The organism is Sulfuritalea sp., from assembly GCF_031426875.1.
Taxonomy (GTDB): domain Bacteria; phylum Pseudomonadota; class Gammaproteobacteria; order Burkholderiales; family Rhodocyclaceae; genus Sulfuritalea.
Map to the genome: position 1 here is coordinate 26,197 of NZ_JASJPC010000043.1, position 25,520 is coordinate 51,716.

Sequence of the window (25,520 nt, forward strand, 5' to 3'; positions counted from 1 at the left end):
CAGTGAAGGCCACCGCCGGCATTGTCGGCGGAAAGCGCAGCGGCCGAACCTAAAACGTTGCGCATCCTAACGCATTCGAAGTCTGCTGAAAATGCTTCATATCAATTTGTAACACTTCTCAAATTTGCCGTTGGGGGCAGGCAAGTAACGCCGCGGCAGACCCAGGCGTTGACACGATCGCTTTCCGGCTTGGCCAGGGCGGCGGGCAGGCCGCGGATTCCGTTGGGCAGCGCCAGCACCAGCCGCTGCGGGGCGGCGCCGAGGGCTTGCTGCCATTCCGCCATGTCCGCCGCCGGACCTCGAAGGATAATGATTTCCGGCGGAGTGAGCGCTTCTTCAAGAGCCCGCAGCAGACTGCCGAAGCCGCCCGGCGAGCGGCGCATCTGCGGCCAGAAGAGCAGTAGGGTTTTTTCCGCGGCGGCAAGGTAACGCGCCTCGCCCAGGAGGTGTCCGAGGCGTTGTAAGGCAAATGCGGCGATGCCATTACCGGCAGGAGTGGCATTGTCATGGCCGGTCTTGGGGCGGTGGATCAGCGCCTCGTGATCGTGGCCGGTGAAGAAGAAACCGCCGTGTTGTTCGTCCTCGAATCTGGCCAGCAGGGTATCGGCCAGTTCGATGGCGAAGGCCAGATCTTCGCCGCGAAATTCCGCCTGGATCAGTTCCAGCAGCGCGGCGAGCAGGAAGGCGTGGTCGTCGAGATAGGCGTCGAGATGGGCGCGGCCGTCCTTGGCGGTCGCCAGCAAACGGCCCCCACCCCCCGGCCCGCGCTCGTGCGGTGGTGACGCATGTTCGTCGCTACGTGGCTCCGGTTCGCCGGCTTGCCCCGCCTTGGGGCGGCCCGGCGGCTGGGCGCCGTCTTGCCACATCGTGTTGCGGATGAAGTCCATCGCGCGCTGCGCCGAGGCCAGCCAGTCGCTGCGTTCGAATACGCGCGCGGCATGCGCCATGCCTTCGATCATCAGCGCGTTCCAGCTGCTCAGCACCTTGTCGTCGCGGCCGGGACGGATGCGCTGTTCGCGCGCGGCAAACAGCTTTTGCCGGGCGGCATCGAGCAGCGGCAGTTGGTCGGCGGCCAGGGGCGCCGCGACCCGCGCGTGCCAATGGCGGCCTTCGAAATTCGGCGGGCCGTCGAAGCCCCAGCGCCGTGTCGCCAGCGCCAACTCTTGCGGGCTCAGCAGGCGCTCGATTTCGCCGCGATCCCAGACGTAGTACTTGCCTTCCTCGCCCTCCGAATCGGCGTCGAGCGCGGAGTAATAGCCACCCTCGGCCGCTTGCATTTCGCGCAGCACCCAGCCCGCGGTCTGGTCGGCGACGCGCGCATACAGCGAATCGCCGCTGTGCGCCCAGGCGTCGGCGCACAGGCCCAGCAGCGGGCCGTTGTCGTAGAGCATTTTTTCGAAATGCGGGATTTCCCAGCGCTCATCCACGCTGTAGCGACAGAAGCCGCCGCCGATCTGGTCGTAGATGCCGCCTTCGCTCATGCGCGTCAGCGTGGTCAGCGCCATCTGGCGCAGGGCTGCATCGTCGCGGCGCAGGAGGAAGGCCAGATCGGTCGGATGGGGAAATTTCGGTGCGTTGCCGAAGCCGCCGTGGCGGGGATCGAAAGCGCGGGCCAGGGCTTTTCCCGCCGCCGCCAGCGCGTCGGCATCGAGCCCGCCGCTCGCCGCCGCGGTCGGCGTGGTGCCGGCCAGCGCGCGGCGCAGCTCGGCGTTCTGGGTTTCGATGTCGGCCCGGCGATTCTGGAAGGCTTCGGCCACCTTTTCGCACAGCTCGGTGAAGCCGGGCAGGCCGTAGCGCGGCTCGCGGGGAAAGTAAGTGCCGCCAAAGAAGGGCGTGCCGTCCGGGGCGAGGAACATGGTCAGCGGCCAGCCGCCATGGCGCTCGGTCAGCATCTGGTGCGCGGTCTGGTAGATCTGGTCGAGGTCGGGACGCTCCTCGCGGTCGACCTTGATGTTCACGAACAGGCGGTTCATGACCGCCGCCACCGCCGCGTCCTCAAAGGATTCGTGGGCCATGACATGGCACCAGTGGCAGGCCGAATAGCCGATCGAGAGCAGGATTGGCCGGTTCTCCTGCCGCGCCAGAGCGAGTGCTTGCTCATCCCAGGGCTGCCAGGCAACCGGGTTGGCGGCGTGCTGCAGCAGATAAGGCGAAGTTTCGGCAGAGAGCCGGTTGGAAAGTGACGATGACATGGCGGGTCCGCTTCGGACCCCGCATTATACCTGATGGATTTAGTCGGGTATAGGCTTGCTGCGCCTGCCCGACTGCTAGATACCCATTTTCTCGAAAATCTTGTCCAGCTTTTCCTGCAGCGTGGCGGCCGTGAAGGGTTTGACGATGTAGTTCGAGGCGCCGGCCTGCACCGCCGCGGTGATGTTTTCCTTCTTCGCTTCGGCGGTGATCATGAGAAAGGGCAGGGATTTCAGCTGGGCGTCGGCGCGCACGTTCTGCAGCAGCGTGAGGCCGTCCATATTGGGCATGTTCCAGTCGGAAACGACGAACTCGAAGTTGCCCTCGCGCAGCTTGGTCAGCGCCACGGCGCCATCCTCAGCCTCGTCGACGTTGGTAAAGCCCAGTTCTTTCAGCAGGTTGCGCACGATCCTGCGCATGGTCGAAAAGTCATCGACCACCAGGAACCGGAGTGCGGTGCGATCGGGCATGGATTCGGTCGGTGTCGCCATAGCCGGCACTATGCCTCAGCCACCCGCGGGCCAAAACCGGGAATACGGGCCGGAACTGCCTAGCTATCTCCGAGCAAGCCCCGCCACCAGCGCTTGCGGTTTTCCGGGGCCGGGCGGCCTGCCGGCATTTCGTCGGGTTTTACGCGGCTCATGATCCATCCCGGTCCCGGCGGATTCTTCGACGAGCCGCAGGACGAGCCGAGATTGTTCGGATCGTAGATCTTGATCAGGCGAGGATTTTCGAGGTCATCGGCGTAAACGATGCCGCAGTAGGATTCATGGTGCTCGGCCCGCAGCAGGGCGTCGATCCGCGCGATGAAGGCGCCGACGGCGGCGGCATCCGCAAGAGTTGGCGCTGGTGAGACGCCGATCGCATGCAGATACCAGCCGGCGGCGGGGTCGATGCGCTGCCAGAGCGCGGTCAACTGGTCCCAGCCCAGCACCGACCAGAGGCGGCCGGTGTTGAGGCGCTGGAATTCCGTCGTTGGGCTGCTTGTGGTCGTCACGCCAGAATTTTAGCTGACGCGCCGATCGTTCCTGCGGGGTTCAATACGTCAGGGATTTCACATTGGGTTGCAACAGGTAGGCCGCCACGTCGGCCGGCTTGGCGACGCCGATGCCTTCGATCAGGTCGCCGGCCTTGAGCTCGCCGTTGGGCAGGAACAGGGCGCAGACCTCGACCTTGGCGCCCGCCTTCATGAGGCCCTGCAGCATTTCCTTGGGCGACTTGTTGCTGGGCTTGAGCGCGGGCGATTCCTTGTCCTTGACCGCCAACTGACCGCCTTCGCTGCAGAGCAATACGCGCACGGCAGCCTTCTGCGCAAGCGCCTGGCTGGCGAGTACCAGGGCGACGCCCTGGGTTTGCGCAATGCCGGAATTGACCCCGACAAACAGTTCGGCCGGGCTCTGGGCGTGAGCCGGAAGCGCACAGGCAAGACCCAGTGCGAGGGCGAGGGAAAGTTTATGCATTTTTGTTCTCCGCTGATTCGATACGGGGGCGCCGGACGGCAGGGTGCCATCCAGCGCTCGTTGCATGACTACTTCTTGGCCACCATGGCGTAGCTGCCGTCGGCATTGAACTTGGTGTCGGCATCGAGGAAGTAGGCTTGCACCTTGCCACCCAGCAACTTGACGGTGTCGTAGGCCTCGCCCGAGCGTGCGCCGGTGCCGCAGACGAAGACCACCGGTTTGTCGGTCGGCAGCGTGGCGATCTTCTTCTCCAGTTCGTTCATCGGGATGTTGATCGATCCCTTGATGGTGCCGGCCGCAACCTCCTTCGGATCGCGCACGTCGACCAGCACGATCGAGCCCGGGTTGGTCTTCCACACCTGCTCGAAGGAGGCCACGGTGACCGAGCCCTTCTCCTTGCCCGGGACCAGGGCGGCCGTGGCGGCGGTCGCCGGAGCAGCGCCAGCCGCCGCGGCGACGGTAGGCGCCGGCGCACCATGGATCTTTTCCCAGTCCGGATAGCCGGGCGGATAGGTCAGCACGTTGGTGTAGCCGAGTTTCTTGGCCTTTTCCGCCGACTTGTCGGAGAGCACGCATTCGAGACCACCGCAGTAATAGATCAGCGGCGTCGCCTTGTCCGCGGGTAGCTTGTCGACCTGCTTGTCGAACTCGGTGTCGGAGATGTTGAGCGCGGTCGGGATCATGCCCTTGTCGGCCACGCGCTTGGGCCGCGCATCGATCAGGACATAGGGCGACTTTTCATCCATCAGCTTCTTGAGGTAGGCCGCGGATACCGAGATCTGGCCACCCTTGGCCTTCCAGTCGGGTGAACCGGCCGGGTAGACCTTGACGTTGGTATAGCCGAGCTTCTCCGCCTTGAAGGCCGAGTTGTGGCTCAGCATGCATTCCAGTCCGCCGCAGTAGAACAGCAGCAGCGTCGCCTTGTCGGCCGGCAGCTTGTCGACCAGCTTGTCGAACTGGCTGTCGGGGATGTTGATCGCACCGGGGATGTGGCCGGGGTCGTACTGGCGCGCGGCGGGGCGCGAGTCGATGATCATGACGCCCTTCTTCGGCGGGATGCTGACGTTCTGGTTCACGAAGTCGAAATCGACCAGAGCCTTGTTGTACCAGCCGTCCCTGGGCTGGATCGCCGCAGCATCGGCGGCGCAGGCCGTCACCGGAAATACCATCGGCGCAGCGGCAAGGCAGGCGAGGACGGCGACGTAAAGGGATAGTTGCTTGGTTCTCATGATGATCTCCTAGAGAAGTGTGAATTTTTCGGTGGATTCGTTGTAGCGCACCAGGGCGTACCAGAGCAGCAGCAGGCCGCCGCCGATGGCCAGGGTCCAACCCCAGCCGTTGAGCATTTCGGGCAGGTAGGCCTGGAAGCCCACATTGGTCATTTCGTAGGTTTCGACGTTGGTTTCGTCGATCGCGGTCAGCTTGAGTTTCTTGAACACGGCGCTGGCGGTCGATCCCATCCAGGAGAAGAAGAACATGACCACCCACAGCTTGAGGTGGCCCTCACCCATGCGCCACAGCGAACCGGAGGCGCAGCCGCCGGCGAAGACCATGCCGATGCCGAAGATCAGGCCGCCGACCAGCGAGCCGATCCAGAAGGCCGGCGGAATCGCCAGGTAGGGGTCGATCACCTTCTTCTCGAACAGCAGCGCGGCGATCGGCAGGCCGATCGCCAGCGCCAGGATCACGGCCTTGGTCATGTCGCCTTCGGCGGTCATGAAGGGCTCGCGGAAGGCCCGCGCGAAGCACAGGCGCGAGCGGTGCATGATGAAGCCGATGGCGAATCCGGCGATGACGATCACGGCACGTGCCGCCAGCTTCTCGTCGCTCGATCCGTACCACTGCGTGGCCCAGATCAGCACGCCGACGACGATGGCGAGGCCCAGCCAGGGGTAGCGTTGCGTGACGCTCGGCGGGATGTCCAGCGCCGGCGGCGCTTGCATGCCCCATTCGATGTGGTCGAGGGTCCATAGCAGCAGCTTGAGGCCGATCGCGGCGCCGGCCAGCAGGCCCGCCCACATCGCCCAGCCGGCAGGCGACGAGTGCAGCACCGGATTGAAGAAGCCGCCCGTGGTGCAGCCGCCGGCCAGTGCGGCGCCGATGCCGAGCAGGCTGCCGCCGAGGGCGGCCCAGAGGTATTCGAGGGGCGGCGGCCGGTTCGGGCTGAACTGCCGCGACAGCAAGGCGGCACTCAGGGCGCCGACCACCAGCATGATGTTCATCAGCGACATGCGGTGCATCAGGAAGCTGTCGGTTTGCTGCGGCAGGCCGAGCAGGGGACCGAGGCCGATCAGGTTGTTGAACCAGTCGCCCCAGAATTTGACGCCGCCGAACACTCCCCAGACCAGGCCGGAGAGCATCAGGCCGATGATTACCAGGACCAAAAGCATGGCGCCGACGAAGGGCGACCATTCCTCGACGAAAATGGTCTGGTAGTCGGCCTTGAACCCGGCGCGCCAAGCGGACTCGTTGTTGCTGCTCATCGTTCTTTTCCTATCCGTCCTGCGCGACAAACCGAGGTGTGGCGGTACTGCAGGTGCGCTACCTGGCAGCTATCGGGCACCCTCCACGGCTTGCTGCGCGGTGACCGTACCGGTGCCGCGGCGCTCGAACCAGGAGCCGAAATAGAACACGGCAATCAGCGCGACTCCGAGAATGGCCAGGACAACGGGTTCCGGAACCGCGTAAACGTCGGTAAAGGTGTCACCTTCCGCGATCAGCCAGGCGGCCTTCAGGGACCTGAGCGCTGTCCCGTAAAAGACCGCAAACCCGGTAGTACCGAGCAGCACGCCGACGACGAATACCAGGGCGTCGAGGCGACCGGAAAACAGGCCCGCCACCGAAGTGCCCGGGCAGTAGCCGCCCACCGCAAACCCCGCGCCCACCAGCGCGCCGCCCACGGCCGATGCCATCAGCGCCGCCTGCGGTACGGCAATCGAGTCGGGCCGCATCAGCCCGACGAGCCGTAGCAGCCACAGGCCGACCGCCGCCACCACGATGGCGGTGAACATGACCTTGAATACCGCCCAGTCGGTCAGCTTGAACTGGGCGCTCAATTTGACTGGGCTGCCAAATCCGGCATTTTCCAGCACGTAGCCGAACAGGATTCCGCTCAGCAGACCCGACAGCATGCCAGTTTCATTGAAGGGGAACATGTCAAACTCCTTTGACCAAGCGGCTGACGATCATCCCGGCGGCAAAAAACAAAGCCAGGAAGACAAAGGCCGAAATACCCAGTGCCGCGGCGCCCGACAGCCCCAGACCACTGGTGCAACCTCCCGCGATGCGGGCGCCAAAGCCGGCGAGGAAGCCGCCGCCCAATGTGGTGATCAGGCGCTTCGAGGTGCCGACGCTGCGCGCGCCGTCCAGTTGCACGCGAAAGCGACCCGCCGTGAAAGCCGCCACCAGCGCGCCGATGGCGACGCCGAGGATTTCCCAGGTCATCCATGAGCCGATCGGGCTGCCGTCCGCCACCATCGGGCCCAGGTAGCCGTTCGCCCGGGTTGCCTCCGGCGCCAGCGTCAGCCCCGCGCCGGCGACCACGTCGGTAGCCGCCCCGCTGGCCCCCAGGCCGTGAGCGGAAAGAACGAAGGTCAGCAGCAAGACCAAGCCGAGCGCGATGCCTGCAGCCAGGGGTGGCCAAAAGGGTTTGATTTCCGGATTGCCGTGCTTTTCTGCTGTGCTCATGATGTTTGCCTTTCGATGGCCGAATCGCTGTCGCTGTCGGGCGTCTATCTCATTGACAATCGGGTGCGAAGCCGGTGCGTGCGCCCCGCGAGGCGCACGCCTTCGGCTCTGCCCCTGTTAGCTGCAGCTGGCCGGCGAGTCGCCGTCCTTGGCGCCCTTGGTCAGGAAGGCTGCGACGTCATCGAGCAGTTCCTGGTCGGGCACGGCGGCGAATTTCTCGGCAGCCTTGTTGCCGGACTTGATGCTGGCGCGGTAGGCCTTGCTGACATATTGCTTGACCGTGTCCTTGCTCTTGGCATGCTTGTCGGCCTTGAGGTAGGCCGCCCATTCGGCCTTGGTCTTGGAACTCGGGTTGATGGTGCCGACCGGCTGTACCGCGTGGCAGGAGGTGCACACGCTGCGGTAGTAGACGCGGCCGCGCTTCCAGTCGGCGTCGTAGGCGAAGGCGGCGGAGGCGAGCAGCGAAAGCACGACGCCTACCGTGAGTTGAGTGCTGAATTTCATGGTCATACTCCTTATTAAAATTTGGTGATCAATCCACTTCTTCCCAGCCGGTGATCATGGCCTTGATGTGGGCCATCGGCGTGTGTCCGGCCGTGGTCAGATAGACGTGGGCGATGAGGAAGGCGAGCATCATGAAGGCGCCGGCGATGTGGCCGTTGGCGACCCATTCCAGCGACAGCTTGCCTAGCCCCCAGGCTGCCCAGTTGTCATAGAACAGGTAGAGCACCCCGGTGACCCAGATCAGCGGGCCGACGCAAACCATGATGGCGAGATAGGCCAGGCGCTGCAGCGGGTTGTGCTTGCGCAACTGCGTCAACTTGAACGGATGCGGCGCATTCTTGAAGATGCCGAACAGGTAGTAGTTCATCATCGCCACGACTTTTTCCGTGGTCGGGATGTACTGCTTCCATTCGCCGGTGGTGAAGTGCCAGAAGATCGCGAACACCCAGAGCCCGATCAGCGACCAGGCCGCGATGGTGTGGTAGGCCACCGCCTTTTCGAAGCCGAAGATGGTGTAGGTGCCGTGGATGTCGAAGGCGGTCAGCATCAGGAACATGATCAGACCGGCCTGCGACCAGTGCCAGAAACGCTCGAAGCGCTTGAAGACGTAGATACATTCAGCCATTTCAGTTCTCCTTAGTGCTTACGGCTGGTGACGATGCGCAGGGCGCCGTGACCGAACACGCCGAACAGGGTCAGGAAGACGACTGCCCAGCCGATGGTGTCCAGCAGCTTGTTGTTGTCGCGGACCGGGATGTAGATGCCCTGGATACCGGCCAGCCGGCCATCCTTGCTGTGGCACTCGGCACAGCCCAGCGCCTTTTCCTTGGGTGCGACCATGTGGGTGATCGGCCAGGACATTTCGGTCTTGAGGAATTCCATCTTGCCCGAGTAGGGGTGGCCGGAATCCTTCATGCCGACCGTGATGGCCTTGTCCCAGTCCAGGTTCTTCCAGTAACCGGTGTCGTCGTTGCCGGCCGTATGCGGCGTGACCAGGGTCTTGTTCACCGGATCGTAGGGCTGCGAGCCGCGGAATACCTTCATCGGCCAGATCATCGATTTGCCGTCGCTGGCGCTGCCGCCCATCTTGTTGATCTGGGTGCGCTGCTCGGACTTCTCGATCTTGTCGGTCACCAACGTGTAGTTCACCTGCCCGTTGAACCAGGCGTATTCGGGTTTGACGTTCTCGGCCAGGGTGAAGTCGCCCTTGCGCGATTCGTAGATGATGTGACCCTTGGCGTCTTTCTTCGTGATGTGCTTGCCTTCGGCATCGCGCTTGCCGGCGGTGGACCAGTCCCACACCATCTTGGTGGGGATGCCGCCGCGCGCATAGGTCGGAATGTGGCAGGTCTGGCAGGCGATCTTGGTCGCGTGCAGGTTCAGCCGTGCTTCCTTCTTGTGCGGGCCGTTGCCGTGACAGGCGACGCAGGTTGCCGGGTTGCCATTGTCGGCCTTGCCGCGGACGTGAGCGCCTTTGCTGTCCTTGGCCGTCGGTGTGTAGCGGCTGCCGGCGACGTCGTGGCTGGAGGTTTTGTGGCAGGTGCCGCAGGTGAAATCAAGGCCCTCGGCGTCCATATGCACGTCGAGTTCCTTGGTCGGCGCGGCCAGAGAGCTGTCCATGTCGCCATGCTTGACGCCGTCGCCGCCGCCGCCGTTGAAGTGGCAGGCGCCGCAGGTGTCGCGGCTGGACTTGCCGACTTTCTGCGCTATCTTGGAGAGATCGATGCCCTTGATGGTCTTGCCGGAACCGGGCGGGAACTCGGTGTCCTTGACCACCGGGTTGCCGGCGAAGCCGGGCGGCTTCCTGTAATTGCCGGTGGTGTCGTGGCAGGCCAGGCAATCGACGTTCTCTTCGGACTTGAAGTCGAAGCTGGCGTCCTTCCAGCCGTAGCCGACGTGGCAGGCGGTACAGGATGCGTAGTTCGAGGCGATGGAAATGCAGAAGTTGTTGACGACGGTCTTTTTGCCCAGCATTTGCTTGGTTTCGGGATTCAGATACTCCCATTTCCAGTGCTTGGTGCGGTGGATCTGGCCGGCGGCTTCGGTGTGGCATTCCAAGCAGGCCTTGGTGACTTCCGGCCCGGAATTGAAGGTCTTCTGCAGTTGCTTGAACTTGGTGTGGTCGGCGGTGGTGGTGAGCTTGAGCGGTTTAGGTTCCGGCTGTGCTTCCTCAGCCAGTGCGGCGCCGGCGGTGACCAGCCAGCCGGCGCTGCACAGCAGCAGCGCAGCGCGGGTAAGTGCATGTCTCATGAATCATCTCCATCGGAAATTGCATAACAAGTAACTTGAAAATAATTATCTGCTTATATACCGATGGAAATTTGACGTAGGTCAACCAAGCTGTGAAACGTCCCTCACTGCTCCGGTGTCGGCTGAAGTCGTCATTGCCGCATAGGCCAGCAGTGCATTGGAGACTTCGCGCTGGCGCTTGAGCGGTTTCCAGGCATGTACGCCGCGGGCTTCCATCGCCGCGCGCCGTGCCGCCAGCGCCAACTCTTCGACCACGAGGTGGATGCGCCGGTTGGGAATGTCGATTTCTATCGTGTCGCCCTCTTCGACCAGGCCGATGGCGCCGCCGGCGGCGGCTTCCGGCGAGGCGTGGCCGATCGACAGCCCCGAGGTGCCGCCGGAGAAACGACCATCGGTGAGCAGCGCACAGACCTTGCCCATGTCCTTGGACTTGAGATACGAGGTCGGATAGAGCATCTCCTGCATGCCGGGGCCGCCTTTCGGCCCTTCGTAGACCACGATCACGATGTCGCCGGCGACGATCTGGTCGCCGAGGATCTTCTCCACGGCTTCCTCCTGCGACTGGCAGACCCGCGCGCGGCCGGTGAATTTGAGGATCGAGTCATCGACGCCGGCGGTCTTGACGATGCAGCCCTTCTCCGCGATGTTGCCGTAGAGCACGGCCAGGCCGCCGTCCTGCGAGTAGGCGTGGGCCCGGTCGCGAACGCAGCCGGCGGCGCGATCGAGGTCGAGCGTCGGGTAACGACGATGCTGCGAGAAGGCGACCTGGGTCGGCACGCCGCCCGGCGCCGCGCGATAGAACTCATGCACGGCCGGAGCGTGGTTGCGCTTGACGTCGCAGCAGTCGAGCGCTTCGCCCAGGGTCGGATAGAGCACGGTGGGCGAATCGCGGTTGATCAGGCCGGCGCGGTCGAGTTCGCCGAGGATGGCCATGATGCCGCCGGCGCGATGCACGTCTTCCATGTGGTACTTCTGCGTCGCCGGCGCCACCTTGGCCAGGCAGGGCACCTTGCGCGACATGCGGTCGATGTCGGCCAGGTTGAAGTCGACGCCGGCTTCCTGGGCGGCGGCCAGGAGGTGCAGCACGGTATTGGTCGAGCCGCCCATGGCGATGTCCAGCGCAATGGCGTTCTCGAAGGCGGCGAACGAGGCGATCGAGCGCGGCAACGCGGAGGCGTCGTCCTTCTCGTACCAGCGCCGGCAGAGTTCGACGATCTGGCGGCCGGCCTTGAGGAACAGCTTCTCGCGGTCGGCATGGGTTGCCAGCAGCGAACCGTTGCCCGGCAGCGAGAGGCCCAGTGCCTCGGTCAGGCAGTTCATCGAGTTGGCGGTGAACATGCCCGAGCAGGAGCCGCAGGTCGGGCAGGCGGAGCGCTCCATGGACGCCACTTCGGCGTCGCTGTTCTTACTGTCGCCGGCTTCGATCATCGCGTCGATCAGGTCGACCATGCGGTATTCGCCGTGCCATTTCACCTTGCCGGCTTCCATCGGGCCGCCCGAAACGAAGATCGTCGGAATATTGAGCCGCAGGCTGGCCATCAGCATGCCCGGAGTTATCTTGTCGCAGTTGGAGATGCAGACCATGGCATCGGCGCAATGGCCGTTGACCATGTACTCGACCGAGTCGGCGATCAGCTCGCGCGAGGGCAGCGAATACAGCATGCCGCCGTGGCCCATGGCGATACCGTCATCGATCGCGATGGTGTTGAATTCCTTGGCCACGCCGCCGGCCGCCTCGATCTCGCGGGCGACGAGCTGGCCCATGTCCTTCAGATGCACATGCCCCGGCACGAACTGGGTGAAGGAATTGACCACGGCGATGATCGGCTTGCCGAAATCGCCGTCCTGCATGCCGGTGGCGCGCCACAGGGCGCGGGCGCCGGCCATGTTGCGGCCGTGGGTGGAAGTGCGGGAACGGTAGGCGGGCATGGTGAACTCCTGCAATGGGCGCGACGGCCGGAAAAGTGCCGTCAATTCTAGCGGAAGCCCTGTGGCGAGCGAAATCACCGTCGCGGACTCTGTCGGCCGGGGATTCCGCTTTGCGGGCCGGCAAGCGCCGACTCTTGATGTATCGAGCTGACGCCCCGTGGTATCGGTCTTATTGACATCCGGCGAGCATTCAATCATGATTAACTGGTCAGTCTGACTAGTTAATTGGCAAGGAGATCATCATGCACACGTGGCAATTGCAGGAGGCCAAAAGCCGCTTCAGCGAGTTGGTGGATTGCACGCTCGCCGAAGGGCCGCAGCTCGTCACGCGGCGTGGCGAAGAGGCGGTGGTCGTGATTGCCGCGCCGGAATACCGGCGCCTGTTGGCTGGGCCGTCCTTGCTGACAGTGTTGAACGGCGCTCCGCGTGGCGCAGCCTTGGATGTTTCCCGTTCCGCCGAGGCGGTGCGGGCGCTCGACTTGTGAAGTATCTGCTCGACACCTGCGTCCTGTCGGAATTCGTCAAGACGACGCCGGAGGCCAGGGTGCTGACGTGGATCAATGCGCGCGCCGAAAGCGATCTGTACGTCTCGGCGATGACGCTGGCCGAATTGTGGCGCGGCGTGGCGCGCTTGCCCGCGTCGCGGCGCAAGACGGATCTGGGAGCCTGGCTTGAGCAATTGCAGGCCGGGTTCGCCGACCGGATAATGCCCTTCACCAGCGAGACCGCCGCCTACTGGGGCGAAATGTGCGCCCGCGTCGAAGCCGGCGGACGCACCATGGCTGCCTTCGATTCGATCATCGCGGCGATGGCGGTCGAACACGGCCTGGTACTGGTGACGCGCAACGATCGTGACTTTGCGGCGGCCTTGCCGGTGGTGTTCAATCCGTGGGAAATCACGGCAAACTCGCCGCAGCCGGAATAGGCGGGACGCCGTAGCGCCAGCGCCGCCCCCGGGGATACCGCTTCGCATAACTTTTCACCGACCTATACGACCTCCATGCTGATCCATCCCCAGTTCGACCCGATTGCCGTCCAGCTTGGCCCGCTGGCCGTGCGCTGGTACGGCCTCATGTATCTGGCCGGCTTTGTCGCCTTCCTCTGGCTCGGCAAGCGCCGCGCCGCGTCCCAGCCCTGGCATGCAATGAGCGCGCAGGACGTCGACGACCTGCTGTTCTATGGCGTGCTCGGCGTGATCCTCGGCGGGCGCCTGGGCCAGGTGCTGTTCTACGAGCCGGGCTATTACCTGGCGCATCCGCTGGAAATCCTCGCGGTATGGAAGGGCGGCATGGCCTTTCACGGCGGCATGCTCGGCGTGTTCGTGGCCATGGCGCTATGGGGCCGCAAGGCCGGCAGGACATTTTTTCAGGTCACCGATTTCATCGCCCCGCTGGTGCCGCTGGGCCTCATGGCCGGGCGCATCGGCAACTTCATCAACGGCGAACTGTGGGGGCGGGTGGCCGATCCGAGCCTGCCCTGGGCGATGATATTCCCGCATGTCGACCGCTTGCCGCGCCATCCCTCGCCGCTGTACCAGGCGGCCGGCGAAGGCCTGCTGCTGTTCGCGATCCTCTGGCTATTTTCCGCGCGGCAACGTGCGGTGGGAGCCGTCTCCGGCATGTTCCTGGTCGGCTATGGCAGCTTGCGTTTTGCCGCCGAATATTTCCGCGAACCGGATCACGGCATCTTCGGCGTGTCCTACGTGGTCAGCATGGGGCAGTGGCTGAGCCTGCCGATGGTGCTGATCGGGTTCTGGCTGTTGCTGAGGAAACCTTCCGCCGGAAAATGAAAGTTGGCGCTGATGAAGCCCCTGCGCAGCAAGGCGGTCGAGCAAAGTACGCTCTCCTCGCCGCTGCGGATGGCGGCACGGCGTCGCTGCTCGATAAACAGATTCGTTCTGCAGCAGCGTGAGGCGATGACCCGTTCAGGGCATGATGAACACGGCCTTTTCCTGCCGCCGTAGCGACGGGTTTTCCGCCGCTTCGATATCGAAGCGAATCGGCAGCGAACCCTTTGCTCCCGCCTCCGGGGACACGCGCGCGGACACTACCAGTGCGGACACTACCAATGAATGGGTGCTGGCGGCATCCACCGCGGCGTCTGGCACCTTGCCCAGCGCAATCCCGTTGAGGCCCGACACGGCTATCCGATAGCGGCGCAGCTTCTCGTCGCTGTTCATGATGCGCAGGGTGTAGGCGTTCTCGATCAGCCCGCCTTCAACCCCGCGCCCGAGCATGCCTTGGTCGCGGATCACGTCGACCCTGAGCAACGCTGGCGGTAGTGCCGGACGCTTGGTTCATCGGGGTCTCGATTGGTTGGCGGCAAGGACGGATTGCTCAGGCCGGCAGAGCGATTGCCGGCGCTTCGACGGTCACGGGCTTGATCAGGCGCGCGAGCCAGCGGAACAGCAGGATCGGGATCAACACGGGGATGCTGCCGATGACGAATGCGAACAGGATCGGTACCCCGAAAAGGATGGAGGCGATCGTCAGCGACTTCGAGTGCAGACTTGGCTTGTTCATGGATGTGCTCCTGCAGGAATGGAAAAACGGAGGGCACTCACGCCTGGGTGTCGTCGCCGATGATCAGGCGGGTGGCGCTGAGGTAGCGATGGGGCGGGATTTCGAGATTGTCGGGGGCCGGCTTGTTGCGAAATACGCGGCCGGCCAGGTCGAAGGTGGACCCGTGGCAAGGGCAGAAGAAGCCGCCGAGCCAGTCCGCGTCAATCGCGGATTCTGGGCCGGGCTTGAACTTCTCGTTGGGAGAGCAACCGAGATGGGTACAGATGCCTACGGCGACCAGAATCTCGGGCTTGATCGAGCGCTGCGTATTGCGACAGTCCTCCGGTTGCATCGGACGCGCCGATTCGGGATCGGTCAATCGGCTCGACAAACTTTCCAGGCCGGCCAGCATCTCCGGCGTGCGATGCACGATCCAGACCGGCTTGCCGCGCCATTCCACGGTGATCATCTGGCCCGGCTGCAGCTTGCCGATATCGACTTCCACCGGGGCGCCGGCGCTCTTGGCGCGCTGCGACGGCAACAGGCTGGCGGCGAACGGGACAACCGCTGCCGCCGCGCCCAGCCCCCCAATTGCGGATACCGCGAACACCAGCTTGCGGCGTTGATCATCATGACTGCAGGTGTTCATATCCGGCACTCCTACTTGGAATGCCACTACTACTGCGAGTTATGTGCCAGAGAGCGATTGCGATCCTTGTTAACATGTAACACAATGAATAATATGATATTTATCTATCGCCCGGACGCGCTCGCGGATGGCTCTGCAGATTTCGAAGTGACAACAATGACGCAAATGCAATTTATGGTCTAATCAACTGCCAAATTAGACACTATCCGCCATGAGTTCTGCGACCAAGTCGTTTCCCGAGCTGATTTCCTTTCTCGACGGACAGCCGGAACCCAGCATCGTCATGGACGCCGAGTACCGCATCGTCGGTGCCAACAAGGCCTACACGGAGGAATTCGCCCAGGGGCAGGATGTCAATGGCAAGTTTTGCTACGAGGTGTCGCATCACTTCGCCGTACCCTGCGACCAGGCCGGGGAATCCTGTCCGCTGCGGATGAGCCGGCACAGCGGTCAAATGCATCGCGCTCTGCACCTGCACCACACACCGCGCGGCGAAGAGCACGTCGACGTCGCGACGGCGCCGATCCGCGATGAGCAGGGCAGGATGGCTTTTTTTGTCGAGACCATGCGCGTGGTCAAGCACGCGTCGAGCCGCCCGGCTGCCGAAGGATTGGTCGGGCGCGCCGCCTCGTTCAGCCGGATGCTGTCGCTGGTGATGCGCGTCGCGCCGACCGACGCGGCGGTGCTGCTGCTGGGCGAGACGGGCACCGGCAAGGAACTCGTGGCGCGGGTGGTGCATGAGGCCGGCCGCAACTCCGATGGCCCATTCGTTGTCGTCGACTGCTCGGGTTTGACCGAGTCCCTGTTCGAGAGCGAACTGTTCGGTTATGAGAAAGGCGCCTTCACCGGCGCCAGCCATCGCAAGATCGGCCTGGTCGAGGCGGCCAGCGGCGGCACCTTGTTTCTCGACGAAGTCGGTGACATTCCGCTGACACTGCAGGTGAAGCTGTTGCGCCTGCTCGAATCGGGGACCTACCGGCGCGTCGGCGGGGTCGAGACGCTGCGCTCCGATTTCCGGCTGGTCTGTGCGACACACCGGAACATCGTGAGCATGGTGGAAAAAGAAAGCTTTCGCCGCGATCTGTATCACCGGATCAGCACTTTTCCGATCGCCGTGCCGGCGCTTGACCGGCGCGTCGAGGACATTCCGCTACTGGCCAATTCCTTTCTCCAGCGCGTCGCCGGCGATCGCGGGCTGCATTTCTCTGCCGCGGCGCTGGCCGCGCTGAAGGAGCGAACCTACACGGGCAACATCCGCGAGTTGCGCAATCTGGTGGAGCGCGCGTCCATCCTGGCCGACGGTAACGAGATTGCCCCGGAGCATCTCGATATGGAATCCACCTTGGCTGATCCGCCGCCTGCTCGGCGGGTTTCAGCAGCACTGCCTGAAACCGCGTTCGTCGTCGACTCCGCGCTGGCTCTCGATGAACTCGAACGCCGCTACCTGCGCTGGCTGTTGGCCAGGTTCGACGGCGATCGCAAATCGCTCGCGGCCAGCCTCAATCTGGGGATGCGCACGCTCTACCGCAAACTGAAAGCGGCGGCGTAAGCGCCAGCGGCGCGGCATGGACCGGAGCGCTCGGTGCCGATCGGCCGCCGAAAAGCCCGGATCAATCCTTCAGTCTTCAGATCTCAGAGCTTGTGAAGAAATCGTAGCGAGCGGGCCGCAGCGGGGTGCGGCCGGAGCGCAGCTACCGGAATGTACGTTTCTGTACATGAGGATAGCGAGCACCGCCCAAGCCCCGATCCGGCACGCGCAGTAGATTTATTCACAAGATCTCAGCGGAATACCACGGTCTTGTTGCCATGGACCAGCACGCGGTCTTCGAGGTGATAGCGCAGTCCGCGCGCCAGCACCGTTTTCTCGATGTCCTTGCCGTAGCGCACCATGTCCTCGACCGAATCCGAGTGGTCGATGCGGATCACGTCCTGCTCGATGATCGGGCCCTGGTCGAGGTCTGCGGTGACGTAGTGGCAGGTGGCGCCGATCAGCTTGACGCCGCGCGTGTAGGCCTGGTGGTAGGGCTTGGCGCCGACGAACGAGGGCAGGAAGCTGTGGTGGATGTTGAGAATCTGCCCCGGATAGGCGGCGCACAGTTCCGGCGAAAGAATCTGCATGTAGCGCGCCAGCACCATGGTGTCGCCGCGCGTTTGCTCGAACAGGCGCTTGACCTCGGCATAGGCCGCGGCCTTGTTCTCGGCCGGCATCGGTACATGGTGAAAGGGGATACCGTGCCATTCGACGAAGCCTCGGAAGGTATCGTGATTGGAAATCACGCAGGCGATCTCGATGTCGAGTTCCTTCGACTGCCAGCGCGCCAGCAGGTCGTAGAGGCAATGCTCCTGCTTCGAGACCAGCACCACCACGCGCTTTTTCACCGCCGAATCGTTGATGCGCCAGTCCAGTTGCAGTTCCGTGGCAAGGGGCTGGAAGCGGCTGCGGAACTCGGCGAGATGGAAGGGCAGGGAATCGGCCCTGACCTCGATGCGCATGAAGTAACGGCCATTCGGCTGGCCTTCCCCCCGCCCCCTTCCCGTGGAAGGAGGTGACTGGAGTTCGCCGGCGCCGCCGGCTCCGGGTATTGTCTTGTCCCCGCCTTGGGGCGGCTCGGCGGCGAGGACGTCATCGGCATGAAAGCTCGATTCGAGGATCCAGCCCTTGTGCTCGGCGATGAAGCCGGTGACGCGCGCGATGATGCCGACCTGGTCGGGGCAGGAGGCGGTCAGCGTGTAGAAGCGCGCTTTATGCATCGGATGCGTGCATCAGATTCTGGTCGAGGCCTTGTCGATTTCGGTGCGCAGCTCGGCGTAGTTCATGGTCACCGGGAACTGCGGGAATTCGTCGATCACGTTCTGCGGCGGATGGAACAGGATGCCGGCATGGGCTTCGGCCAGCATCGCCGTGTCGTTGTAGGAGTCGCCGCCGGCGATCACCTTGAAGTTGAGTTCCTTGAAGCGCTTCACCGATTCCATTTTCTGGTTCGGCATGCGCAGGTGGTAGTTGACCACGAAGCCGGCGGCATCCGTCTCCAGCTTGTGGCAGAACAGCACCGGCATGTTGAGCTGCGCCATCAGCGGCATGGCGAATTCGTAGAAGGTGTCGGAGAGGATGATGACCTGGTAGTCGCGGCGCAGCGCGTCGAGGAAATCCCTGGCGCCGGCCATCGGCCCCATGTCGGCAATCACTTTCTGAATGTCGGGCAGGCCCAGCTTGTGGGTTTTCAGCAGGTTCAGCCGGTACTTCATCAGCTTGTCGTAGTCCGGCTCGTCGCGCGTGGTGCGGGAAAGTTCCGGGATGCCGGTGCGTTTGGAAAACTCGATCCAGATTTCGGGAACGAGTACGCCTTCGAGGTCGAGACAGACGAGTTGCACTGAAATTCTCCAAGAGTCGGCGCTGGCGATACGGCGATTGTCGCCGGCGAACGCCGCGAAAGGGCGCGATTTTACCTGTTTGAGTTCAGAGCAGCGCGTAGGTCGTGCTGGTGCGGCAGACGCTTTTGCCGTCGGCCGCACCGCGAATGTCGATTTCGCCGAAGGCCAGCGCCTTGCCGGCGCGGGTCACGCGGGCTTCGATCAGCGCATCCTGGCCCGAGAGCGGCTTGAGGAAGCTGGTGGATTGCTGCACTGTGGTGCAGGGGCGGAATTCGCCGAAGTGCTTGATCAAGGCCAGCACCATGGCCGAATCGGCCGCCGCCATCATGGCCTGGCCGCAAAGCATGCCGCCGACGCGGGACAACTGGTCGTTCTGCGGCAGGCGCAGGAGAACGGATTCCGGCGAACCGGCTTCCACCTTGAGGCCCAGGGCCTGAACCCAGGGCGCAAAGTAATCGGCGAGGGCGGACTGCAGGATGTCGTTGTTCATGGTTCCGTCACGAGTCGGTTAGTGGATCGCTCCGTTTGAAAATGAGCCGGCGCGGCATCTCCCGAACGCCGCGCCGCCCCAATATAATGCGAAGTCTAGCCCTGCCCGGTCGACTGCGGGAGCAGCGGCTGGTCTTGTTGTTTGGGGCCGATCGGTTTCTAATACTCACCATCGGCCATTTTCCAGTCGCTTCAAGGTCATATCTCCGTGCAGTTGTTCGCTCTGGGTATCAACCACCATACGGCCCCGCTGGCAGTACGTGAGCAGGTGGCGTTCGACCCATCGCACATGGGGCAGGCTCTGCACGACCTGTTGCGGGCGAAATCGGTGCGCGAAGCCGCGATCCTGTCGACCTGCAATCGCACCGAACTGTATTGCGCCGCCGAGAATCCGCAGGTCGCGGCGGACTGGCTGGCCGAATATCACTCGCTGTCGCCGCAGAAAATCCATCCCTACCTCTACCAGCATCCGCAGCGGGATGCGGTGCGCCACATGTTCCGTGTTGCTGCCGGGCTTGATTCGATGGTGCTCGGCGAGCCGCAGATCCTCGGCCAGATGAAGCAGGCGGCGCGTGCCGCGGAAGAGGCCGGAACCCTTGGCACGCTGCTGGGCAAACTGTTCCAGCGCACTTTCGCCGTGGCCAAGGAAGTGCGTTCGACCACCGCGATCGGCGCCAACACGGTTTCCATGGCGGCGGCGGCCGTGCATTTGTCTGCGCGCATTTTCGACAGCTTGACGGAGCAAAAAGTGCTGTTCATCGGCGCCGGCGAGATGGTCGAGTTGTGTGCCGCGCATTTCGCCGCGCAGAAGCCCAAGCGGCTCACCATCGCCAATCGCACCCTGGAGCGCGGCGCCGATCTGGCCGCGCGCTTTGGCGGCGATGCCATGAAACTGGACCAGCTCGGCGAGCGCCTGGCGGATTACGACATCGTGGTCTCCTGCACCGCGAGTTCGCTGCCTATCATCGGCCTCGGCATGGTCGAGCGTGCCCTCAAGGCGCGCCGCCATCGGCCGATGGTCATGGTTGATCTGGCCGTGCCGCGCGACATCGAGGAAGAAGTGGGCCGGCAGGACGACGTGTTTCTCTACACGCTCGACGACCTCGGCCAGATAGTCGAATCCGGCCTCGAGTCGCGCCAGGCCGCCGTGGTCGAGGCCGAGGCCATCATCACCGATCGCGTTTCGGGTTTCCTGCACTGGCTCGAATCGCGCGAGACAGTGCCGACCATCCGCGCCCTGCGCGATGCCGCCGAACGCGCGCGCCGCCATGAAGTCGAGCACGCGCTCAAGCTCCTGGCGCGCGGCGACGATCCGGCCAAGGTGCTCGACGCGCTGTCGCACGGCCTCACCAACAAGCTGCTGCATGCCCCGACCCACGCCCTGAATCAGGCGGAAGGCGCCGAGCGCACCGAGGTTTCAGCCCTAATCTCCCGTATCTATCGCCTGAATTCCGGGGAGTAGGTGCGTGGTCCCGCATCGACCGTCCGGCGCCTGCACGGCGCAGAAGCCTGTCCGCCAGTGAGCCGCCAGTCCTTCTTCGATTTAACCGGCTGGACGCTGGACCTTCTGCGTCGAATTCTTTACCTGGCGACGCGTACCCGGGTATTCCCGGAAACTCCGGAAATGCTCAAGCTGCGACCCGACCTGGCGGTTTGCTACGTACTTGACGTGCGTCGTCTTTCGAATCTGCTGGTACTCGACCGGGAATGCCGCGAACTGGGCCTGCCGCCCGCCTTGCGGCCCCTGCGCGATGCGGCGTTTTCCGCGCGACGATCCTTCTTTTTCCTCTCGCGCAATACGCGCGGGCAATTCGCGCCGAATCCGCGCAGCGAGCATTCGGCGCTGCTCAAGTCGCTGGTGCGGACTGCGGTCGCCGATCCCCGCTTCGACGTGCAACTGGTGCCGGTGACCATCCTCTGGGGGCGCGAACCCGGCAAGCAGGACTCGATACTCGAGGCCCTGTTCGCCGAGACTTGGCAGTCGGTCAGCACGCTGCGGCAGTTGTTCGCCATCCTGATCCATGGCCGTCATACCGTGGTGCGTTTCAATGCGCCGATCTCGCTGCGCGAACTGCTCTCCGAAGACATCGACGAGCCCCGCGCGCTGCGCAAGCTGGGACGTATCCTGCGCGTGCACTTCCGGCGCCAGCGCGAAATGGCGATCGGTCCCGATCTGTCGCATCGCCGCACCCAGTTGCGCGCCCTGCTCAACACGCCTGCGGTGCGCGAGGCCGTCGTTGCCGAAGCGCAGGCCAAGTCGATTTCGCAAGTCGCCGCGCAGCGCGCAGCGCGGGAGTTCGCGCTGGAGATCGCTTCCGACTACAGCTATGCTGTGGTGCGGGCGTTTTCGCTGTTCCTGACCTGGGTCTGGAACAAGGTCTACAACGGCGTCGAAGTGCACAACTTCGAGCGCGTCACGGCGGTGGCGCCGGGCCACGGCATCGTCTATGTACCCTGTCACCGCAGCCACGTCGATTACCTGCTGCTGTCCTACATCATTTTCAACCGCGGCCTGATGGTGCCGCACATCGCGGCCGGGGCCAACCTGAATCTGCCGCTGCTCGGCTCCGTGCTGCGGCGTTCTGGAGCCTTCTTCCTGCGCCGCAAGTTCAAGGGCGAGCAGCTCTATGCGACGGTGTTTCTGGAGTACCTGCACCTGATGATCGACCGCGGCTTTCCGATCGAGTACTTCATCGAGGGCGGGCGCAGCCGCAGCGGGCGCATGCTGGCACCCAAGGCCGGCATATTGGCGATGACCATACAGAGCTTCGTGCGCAGCCGCGCGCGACCGCTGGTCTTCGTGCCGGTGTACATCGGCTACGAGAAGTTGATGGAAGGCGGCAGCTATCTGGCCGAACTCCATGGTCGGCCCAAGCAGTCCGAGTCGTTGAGCGACCTGCTCGCCGCGGCGCGGCTGCTGAAGCGCAACTTCGGCAAGGTCCATGTGAATTTCGGCCCGCCCCTGGCATTGGCCGAGTTTCTCGACACGCAGCACCCGGCATGGCGGGAGGAGAGCTTCGATGCCAGGGCGCCGTGGCTGCGCAATGCCGTGGAGGCCACGGCCACGGCCCTGGCGCGCCGCATCAATGCCCAGGCGGTGGTCACCCCCGTCAATCTGCTGGCGCTGACCTTGCTGTCCACGCCCAAGCACGCCGCCGATCTGCGGCTGTTGCAGAAGCAGATCGAGCACATCCAGTACCTGCTGGCCGAGACGGCGTGGGGCGAGATCGTTCCCTGCCAACTGCCGGCCGGCGAGGTGATCGACTACGTGCGCCGGCTCGACCTGGTGCAATGCCATCCGCATCCCCTGGGCGACATCATCCGCGCCGACGAGCAGCAGGCGGCGCTGCTGGCATACTTCCGCAACAACGTGCTGCACCTGTTCGCCCTGCCCGCGCTGCTGGCCTGCCTAATCAGCCACAACCAGCGGCTGCCGCGGCAGCGCGCTCGGGAGGCGATCAAGGGCATCTACGGCCTGCTGCGCGCCGAACTGTTCCTGCCGTGGGAACCCGCCGAACTCGATGCGGTGATCGATCGCACCGAAGCGACATTGTCCCGGCGCGGCCTGATCCTCGGCGACAGCCAGAGCGAGATTCTGCGTGCGCCGCCGCCCAACAGCGAGGCCAGTCCCGAACTGCGGCAACTCGGCGAAATCATCCGGCCCACGCTGGAACGCCAGTTCCTCACCCTGGCCTTGCTGCAGCATCACGGCAGCGGCCGCTTGACCCGCAATGCGCTGGAGGAAGCCGCTCACCTGCTGGCGCAGCGGCTGACCATGCTCTACCAGTTCAACTCGGCCGAGTTTTCGGAAAAACTGCTGTTCGGCAACGTGATCCGCAATCTGATCGATGCCGAAATCCTGCAGGTGGACGAGGCCGGCTTGCTGCAGTTCGACGAACGCATCACCCTCGCCGCGGCGCAGACCGAACTGCTGCTCGCCGCCGATGTGCGCCAAAGCATACAACTCATCGCCCGCGCGGCATCCTCGCCGGCAAACTGACCTGATCCCATGAAAAAAAGCATACTCGACAAACTTGAACGCCTGAGCGAACGCCTGGCCGAAATCGACGGCCTGCTGGGCGGCGAACACGCCGCTCGCGACATGGACAGTTACCGCAAACTAACCCGCGAGCGCGCCGACATCACGCCGGTGGTGGACCTGTTTCATCTTTACCGTAGCGCCAGCGCCAACTATTCAAGTGCCGGCGAAATGCTCGGCGATCCCGAGATGAAGGAACTGGCCCAGGCCGAACAGGAATCGGCCAGTGCAGCCATGGCCCGGCTCGAAATCGAGCTGCAGACCGCGCTGTTGCCGAAGGATCCCAACGACGACAGGAATTTGTTCCTGGAAATCCGCGCCGGCACCGGCGGCGACGAGTCGGCGCTGTTCGCCGCAGATCTCTTCCGCATGTACAGCCGCTATGCCGAGCGCCAGCGCTGGAAGGTGGAGATCGTCTCGCGCAGCGAATCCGACCTCGGCGGCTTCCGCGAAATCATCGCCCGCGTCGAGGGCCAGGGCGCCTACTCGAAGCTCAAGTTCGAGTCGGGCGGCCACCGCGTGCAGCGCGTGCCGGTAACGGAAACCCAGGGCCGCATCCACACCTCGGCCTGCACTGTCGCGGTGATGCCCGAGGCCGACGAGCTGGTCGACATCGACATCAATCCGGCCGACCTGCGCATCGATACCTTCCGTGCCTCGGGCGCCGGCGGCCAGCACATCAACAAGACCGACTCGGCGGTGCGCATCACCCACATCCCGACCGGCATCGTCGTCGAGTGCCAGGACGACCGCTCGCAGCACCGCAACAAGGCACAGGCCATGTCGGTGCTGGCCGCCCGCATCAACGACGCCAAACGTTGCTCCCAGCAGCAGCAGATCGCCTCGCAGCGCAAGAGCCTGATCGGCTCCGGCGATCGCTCCGAGCGCATCCGCACCTACAACTTTCCGCAGGGACGGATCACCGACCACCGCATCAACCTGACGCTGTACAAGATCGACGCCATCATGGACGGCGACCTGGACGAGTTGGTCGGCGCCCTGACCGCCGAGCACCAGGCGGAACTGCTGGCGGCGCTGGCCGAATGACCACAGTAGCGGCGGCGCTTGTCGCAGCGCGGGCCAAGCTGCCGGCCGGCGAGGCGCGCCTGCTGCTGGGGCATGTCCTGCAACAATCGGCGGCCTGGCTGCTTGCCCATGACGACCAGGTGCTCGATGAAGACGAACTGCTGGCCTTCGCGTCGCTGGTGGCGCGGCGTGCGGGCGGCGAGCCAATCGCTTACCTGGTCGGGTTTCGCGAGTTTTTCGGGCGTGAATTCGAGGTCTCGTCGGCAGTGCTGATCCCGCGTCCCGAAACCGAACTGCTGATCGAAATCGCCCTGGCAAAAGTCGGCGCTTGCCGGCCCGCGGTCTCGACACACCCGGGATTCCGCTTCGCGGCGGGCGAGCGGAATTCCCGGCAGGCAGAGTCCGCTGCGGCGAGGATTCTCGATCTGGGTACCGGCAGCGGTTGTATTGCGGTCACGCTGGCGCTGGAAATCCCCCAGGCACAGCTTGCCGCGGTGGACGCTTCGGCAGCCGCCTTGCTGATCGCGCGCAAGAACGCGGAACGGCTCGGTGCGCACGTGCGCTTCCTGCAAAGCGACTGGTTCTCGGCCCTTGGCGGCGAACGCTTCGATCTGATCGTGGCCAATCCTCCCTATATCGCGGCAGCCGATCCGCACCTTGCTGCGGGCGACCTGCGCCACGAGCCGGCCGCGGCGTTGGCAAGCGGCGCGGATGGACTGGATGCAATTCGCTGCATCCTTGCCGCCGCGCCTGCACATCTGGCGTCCGGTGGATGGCTCTGGCTCGAACACGGCTACGATCAGGCCGAGCCTGTGCGTGAACTGCTGGCAGCCGCGGGTCTCGCCGATATCGAACAGTGCCGCGATCTGGCGGGTATCATTCGTGCAAGTGGTGGACGGCTGAAGTAAGGATCAACCGGCAGGCACTGTGGTTTTAACGGTCACCGAGAAGGGCGGCATGATGAAGTGGGACAACGATCTGGCGATCGGCATTGAGGCGATCGACAATCAACACAAGCAAATCTTCGAGCACCTGTTGGCTATCGAAAACTCGATTGCGAAGCGGGATCCTTGGCATATCCTGCACTTCCTGCTGTCGCAGCTTTCCGCCTACATGAAGTTCCACCTCGCCGTCGAGGAGTCGTTGCATGAAATCACCCGTTATCCTGACCTGCAGGAACATCGCTACGGGCACGCAAGAATCATCGAGCTGATGGACGAACTGGAGGACAAGCTGCAGCGGAATCCGTCGGGCGAAAACCTGGTCGGTTTCTTCGAAGCCTGGTTTGTCCGGCACGTCCTGAGCGACGACCGGGAATTCGCGACCTATATCAAGGAGGAATTTCCGGTGCTCTACGGCAGGCAACCGGCCTAGCAGCCTGTCGGACTTCACCAATGTTATGCTATAATCATAGGCATTGAATC

General features: G+C 63.9%; 26 protein-coding genes and 1 pseudogene. 9 read left to right on the forward strand and 18 right to left on the reverse strand.

From position 1 onward, the window contains the following. Positions 1-101: 101 nt before the first annotated feature. The 12 genes and pseudogenes from RMO95_RS17830 to ilvD all read right to left on the reverse strand — a co-directional run bounded on the left by RMO95_RS17830 (position 102) and on the right by ilvD (position 12,020). Complete coding sequence (locus RMO95_RS17830; RefSeq protein WP_310452008.1) at positions 102-2,192, reverse strand: thioredoxin domain-containing protein; 2,091 nt, start codon at positions 2,190-2,192, stop codon at positions 102-104. 75 nt (positions 2,193-2,267) lie between these two features. Next, complete coding sequence (cheY, locus tag RMO95_RS17835; protein ID WP_310452009.1) at positions 2,268-2,660, reverse strand: chemotaxis response regulator CheY; 393 nt, start codon at positions 2,658-2,660, stop codon at positions 2,268-2,270. An 80-nt stretch (positions 2,661-2,740) separates the two neighbouring features. Then, positions 2,741-3,187 (reverse strand): hypothetical protein, encoded by a 447-nt coding sequence (locus RMO95_RS17840; RefSeq protein WP_310452010.1) that lies wholly within the window; start codon positions 3,185-3,187, stop codon positions 2,741-2,743. A gap of 40 nt (positions 3,188-3,227) precedes the next feature. Further along, positions 3,228-3,650, reverse strand: coding sequence for a DsrE family protein (locus tag RMO95_RS17845; RefSeq protein ID WP_310452011.1), 423 nt, complete (start codon positions 3,648-3,650; stop codon positions 3,228-3,230). Positions 3,651-3,718: 68 nt separating this feature from the next. Beyond that, on the reverse strand, positions 3,719-4,879 hold the full coding sequence (locus RMO95_RS17850; RefSeq protein ID WP_310452012.1) for a rhodanese-like domain-containing protein: 1,161 nt from the start codon (positions 4,877-4,879) through the stop codon (positions 3,719-3,721). A gap of 9 nt (positions 4,880-4,888) precedes the next feature. After that, positions 4,889-5,671 carry a YeeE/YedE thiosulfate transporter family protein gene (locus RMO95_RS17855; protein WP_310452034.1) on the reverse strand — a complete coding sequence of 261 codons (783 nt, stop codon included), beginning with the start codon at positions 5,669-5,671 and terminating at the stop codon, positions 4,889-4,891. Then, a pseudogene (locus RMO95_RS17860) lies at positions 5,651-6,805 on the reverse strand (DUF6691 family protein); the annotation flags it as partial. The pseudogene RMO95_RS17860 and the gene RMO95_RS17855, both read right to left, overlap by 21 nt. Before the next feature lies 1 nt (position 6,806). Then, positions 6,807-7,337 carry a YeeE/YedE thiosulfate transporter family protein gene (locus RMO95_RS17865; protein WP_310452013.1) on the reverse strand — a complete coding sequence of 177 codons (531 nt, stop codon included), beginning with the start codon at positions 7,335-7,337 and terminating at the stop codon, positions 6,807-6,809. Positions 7,338-7,454: 117 nt separating this feature from the next. Next, positions 7,455-7,841: a cytochrome c gene (locus RMO95_RS17870; RefSeq protein WP_310452014.1), complete on the reverse strand. Its 387-nt coding sequence runs from the start codon at positions 7,839-7,841 to the stop codon at positions 7,455-7,457. A gap of 28 nt (positions 7,842-7,869) precedes the next feature. Next, complete coding sequence (locus tag RMO95_RS17875; RefSeq protein ID WP_310452015.1) at positions 7,870-8,466, reverse strand: cytochrome b/b6 domain-containing protein; 597 nt, start codon at positions 8,464-8,466, stop codon at positions 7,870-7,872. An 11-nt stretch (positions 8,467-8,477) separates the two neighbouring features. Next, positions 8,478-10,091 carry a tetrathionate reductase family octaheme c-type cytochrome gene (locus RMO95_RS17880; RefSeq protein WP_310452016.1) on the reverse strand — a complete coding sequence of 538 codons (1,614 nt, stop codon included), beginning with the start codon at positions 10,089-10,091 and terminating at the stop codon, positions 8,478-8,480. A gap of 81 nt (positions 10,092-10,172) precedes the next feature. Beyond that, positions 10,173-12,020 (reverse strand): dihydroxy-acid dehydratase, encoded by a 1,848-nt coding sequence (gene ilvD, locus RMO95_RS17885; protein ID WP_310452017.1) that lies wholly within the window; start codon positions 12,018-12,020, stop codon positions 10,173-10,175. A 242-nt stretch (positions 12,021-12,262) separates the two neighbouring features. Here ilvD and RMO95_RS17890 point away from each other — a divergent pair, with 242 nt between their 5' ends. The 3 genes from RMO95_RS17890 to lgt all read left to right on the forward strand — a co-directional run bounded on the left by RMO95_RS17890 (position 12,263) and on the right by lgt (position 13,809). Further along, a complete protein-coding gene (locus RMO95_RS17890; protein WP_310452018.1) occupies positions 12,263-12,505 on the forward strand; it encodes a type II toxin-antitoxin system Phd/YefM family antitoxin in 243 nt (80 codons plus the stop codon). Beyond that, on the forward strand, positions 12,502-12,945 hold the full coding sequence (locus RMO95_RS17895; RefSeq protein WP_310452019.1) for a type II toxin-antitoxin system VapC family toxin: 444 nt from the start codon (positions 12,502-12,504) through the stop codon (positions 12,943-12,945). The genes RMO95_RS17890 and RMO95_RS17895 overlap by 4 nt, the downstream gene beginning before the upstream one ends. A 75-nt stretch (positions 12,946-13,020) precedes the next feature. Continuing rightward, a complete protein-coding gene (gene lgt / locus RMO95_RS17900) occupies positions 13,021-13,809 on the forward strand; it encodes a prolipoprotein diacylglyceryl transferase (RefSeq protein ID WP_310452020.1) in 789 nt (262 codons plus the stop codon). A 135-nt stretch (positions 13,810-13,944) separates the two neighbouring features. Here the strand turns inward: lgt and RMO95_RS17905 are convergent, their stop codons facing one another. The 3 genes from RMO95_RS17905 to petA form a co-directional block, all read right to left on the reverse strand. Further along, entirely contained in the window at positions 13,945-14,274 is a 330-nt protein-coding gene (locus RMO95_RS17905) for a FixG Ig-like domain-containing protein (protein WP_310452021.1), read from the reverse strand. Positions 14,275-14,356: 82 nt separating this feature from the next. After that, complete coding sequence (locus RMO95_RS17910; protein WP_310452022.1) at positions 14,357-14,542, reverse strand: hypothetical protein; 186 nt, start codon at positions 14,540-14,542, stop codon at positions 14,357-14,359. A 37-nt stretch (positions 14,543-14,579) separates the two neighbouring features. Continuing rightward, positions 14,580-15,170, reverse strand: a complete 591-nt coding sequence (petA, locus tag RMO95_RS17915; RefSeq protein WP_310452023.1) for a ubiquinol-cytochrome c reductase iron-sulfur subunit — start codon at positions 15,168-15,170, stop codon at positions 14,580-14,582. Positions 15,171-15,381: 211 nt separating this feature from the next. Between petA and RMO95_RS17920 the strand changes: the two genes are divergently transcribed. Then, positions 15,382-16,719 carry a sigma-54-dependent Fis family transcriptional regulator gene (locus RMO95_RS17920; protein ID WP_310452024.1) on the forward strand — a complete coding sequence of 446 codons (1,338 nt, stop codon included), beginning with the start codon at positions 15,382-15,384 and terminating at the stop codon, positions 16,717-16,719. Positions 16,720-16,949: 230 nt separating this feature from the next. Here RMO95_RS17920 and purU read toward each other — a convergent pair whose 3' ends face one another. From purU to RMO95_RS17935, 3 genes are all read right to left on the reverse strand, one after another. Further along, on the reverse strand, positions 16,950-17,921 hold the full coding sequence (purU, locus tag RMO95_RS17925; protein ID WP_310452025.1) for a formyltetrahydrofolate deformylase: 972 nt from the start codon (positions 17,919-17,921) through the stop codon (positions 16,950-16,952). Between the two features lie 12 nt (positions 17,922-17,933). Then, entirely contained in the window at positions 17,934-18,542 is a 609-nt protein-coding gene (thrH, locus tag RMO95_RS17930; RefSeq protein ID WP_310452026.1) for a bifunctional phosphoserine phosphatase/homoserine phosphotransferase ThrH, read from the reverse strand. Between the two features lie 85 nt (positions 18,543-18,627). Next, positions 18,628-19,032, reverse strand: coding sequence for a PaaI family thioesterase (locus RMO95_RS17935; RefSeq protein WP_310452028.1), 405 nt, complete (start codon positions 19,030-19,032; stop codon positions 18,628-18,630). A gap of 207 nt (positions 19,033-19,239) precedes the next feature. Between RMO95_RS17935 and hemA the strand changes: the two genes are divergently transcribed. Genes hemA through RMO95_RS17960 form a run of 5 tightly spaced genes read left to right on the forward strand, consistent with a single transcriptional unit; the run spans position 19,240 to position 25,470 of the window. Beyond that, positions 19,240-20,493 carry a glutamyl-tRNA reductase gene (gene hemA / locus RMO95_RS17940; protein WP_310452029.1) on the forward strand — a complete coding sequence of 418 codons (1,254 nt, stop codon included), beginning with the start codon at positions 19,240-19,242 and terminating at the stop codon, positions 20,491-20,493. 57 nt (positions 20,494-20,550) lie between these two features. Continuing rightward, positions 20,551-23,031, forward strand: coding sequence for a glycerol-3-phosphate 1-O-acyltransferase PlsB (gene plsB, locus RMO95_RS17945; RefSeq protein WP_310452030.1), 2,481 nt, complete (start codon positions 20,551-20,553; stop codon positions 23,029-23,031). A 9-nt stretch (positions 23,032-23,040) separates the two neighbouring features. Continuing rightward, positions 23,041-24,117 carry a peptide chain release factor 1 gene (gene prfA / locus RMO95_RS17950; RefSeq protein ID WP_310452031.1) on the forward strand — a complete coding sequence of 359 codons (1,077 nt, stop codon included), beginning with the start codon at positions 23,041-23,043 and terminating at the stop codon, positions 24,115-24,117. After that, positions 24,114-25,004 carry a peptide chain release factor N(5)-glutamine methyltransferase gene (prmC, locus tag RMO95_RS17955; RefSeq protein ID WP_310452032.1) on the forward strand — a complete coding sequence of 297 codons (891 nt, stop codon included), beginning with the start codon at positions 24,114-24,116 and terminating at the stop codon, positions 25,002-25,004. Before prfA ends, prmC begins: the two co-directional genes overlap by 4 nt. A gap of 49 nt (positions 25,005-25,053) precedes the next feature. Continuing rightward, complete coding sequence (locus RMO95_RS17960) at positions 25,054-25,470, forward strand: hemerythrin family protein (RefSeq protein WP_310452033.1); 417 nt, start codon at positions 25,054-25,056, stop codon at positions 25,468-25,470. Positions 25,471-25,520 lie beyond the last annotated feature (50 nt).

What these genes read in the sequence shown, in the direction of transcription:
- RMO95_RS17830 (WP_310452008.1), bottom strand. Translation starts at nt 2,192, where the DNA reads ATGTCATCGTCACTTTCCAACCGGCTCTCTGCCGAAACTTCGCCTTAT.
- cheY (WP_310452009.1), bottom strand. Translation starts at nt 2,660, where the DNA reads ATGCCCGATCGCACCGCACTCCGGTTCCTGGTGGTCGATGACTTTTCG.
- RMO95_RS17845 (WP_310452011.1), bottom strand. Translation starts at nt 3,650, where the DNA reads ATGCATAAACTTTCCCTCGCCCTCGCACTGGGTCTTGCCTGTGCGCTT.
- RMO95_RS17850 (WP_310452012.1), bottom strand. Translation starts at nt 4,879, where the DNA reads ATGAGAACCAAGCAACTATCCCTTTACGTCGCCGTCCTCGCCTGCCTT.
- RMO95_RS17855 (WP_310452034.1), bottom strand. Translation starts at nt 5,671, where the DNA reads ATGTGGGCGGGCCTGCTGGCCGGCGCCGCGATCGGCCTCAAGCTGCTG.
- RMO95_RS17865 (WP_310452013.1), bottom strand. Translation starts at nt 7,337, where the DNA reads ATGAGCACAGCAGAAAAGCACGGCAATCCGGAAATCAAACCCTTTTGG.
- RMO95_RS17870 (WP_310452014.1), bottom strand. Translation starts at nt 7,841, where the DNA reads ATGAAATTCAGCACTCAACTCACGGTAGGCGTCGTGCTTTCGCTGCTC.
- RMO95_RS17875 (WP_310452015.1), bottom strand. Translation starts at nt 8,466, where the DNA reads ATGGCTGAATGTATCTACGTCTTCAAGCGCTTCGAGCGTTTCTGGCAC.
- RMO95_RS17880 (WP_310452016.1), bottom strand. Translation starts at nt 10,091, where the DNA reads ATGAGACATGCACTTACCCGCGCTGCGCTGCTGCTGTGCAGCGCCGGC.
- ilvD (WP_310452017.1), bottom strand. Translation starts at nt 12,020, where the DNA reads ATGCCCGCCTACCGTTCCCGCACTTCCACCCACGGCCGCAACATGGCC.
- RMO95_RS17890 (WP_310452018.1), top strand. Translation starts at nt 12,263, where the DNA reads ATGCACACGTGGCAATTGCAGGAGGCCAAAAGCCGCTTCAGCGAGTTG.
- lgt (WP_310452020.1), top strand. Translation starts at nt 13,021, where the DNA reads ATGCTGATCCATCCCCAGTTCGACCCGATTGCCGTCCAGCTTGGCCCG.
- RMO95_RS17910 (WP_310452022.1), bottom strand. Translation starts at nt 14,542, where the DNA reads ATGAACAAGCCAAGTCTGCACTCGAAGTCGCTGACGATCGCCTCCATC.
- petA (WP_310452023.1), bottom strand. Translation starts at nt 15,170, where the DNA reads ATGAACACCTGCAGTCATGATGATCAACGCCGCAAGCTGGTGTTCGCG.
- RMO95_RS17920 (WP_310452024.1), top strand. Translation starts at nt 15,382, where the DNA reads ATGAGTTCTGCGACCAAGTCGTTTCCCGAGCTGATTTCCTTTCTCGAC.
- purU (WP_310452025.1), bottom strand. Translation starts at nt 17,921, where the DNA reads ATGCATAAAGCGCGCTTCTACACGCTGACCGCCTCCTGCCCCGACCAG.
- RMO95_RS17935 (WP_310452028.1), bottom strand. Translation starts at nt 19,032, where the DNA reads ATGAACAACGACATCCTGCAGTCCGCCCTCGCCGATTACTTTGCGCCC.
- prfA (WP_310452031.1), top strand. Translation starts at nt 23,041, where the DNA reads ATGAAAAAAAGCATACTCGACAAACTTGAACGCCTGAGCGAACGCCTG.
- prmC (WP_310452032.1), top strand. Translation starts at nt 24,114, where the DNA reads ATGACCACAGTAGCGGCGGCGCTTGTCGCAGCGCGGGCCAAGCTGCCG.
- RMO95_RS17960 (WP_310452033.1), top strand. Translation starts at nt 25,054, where the DNA reads ATGATGAAGTGGGACAACGATCTGGCGATCGGCATTGAGGCGATCGAC.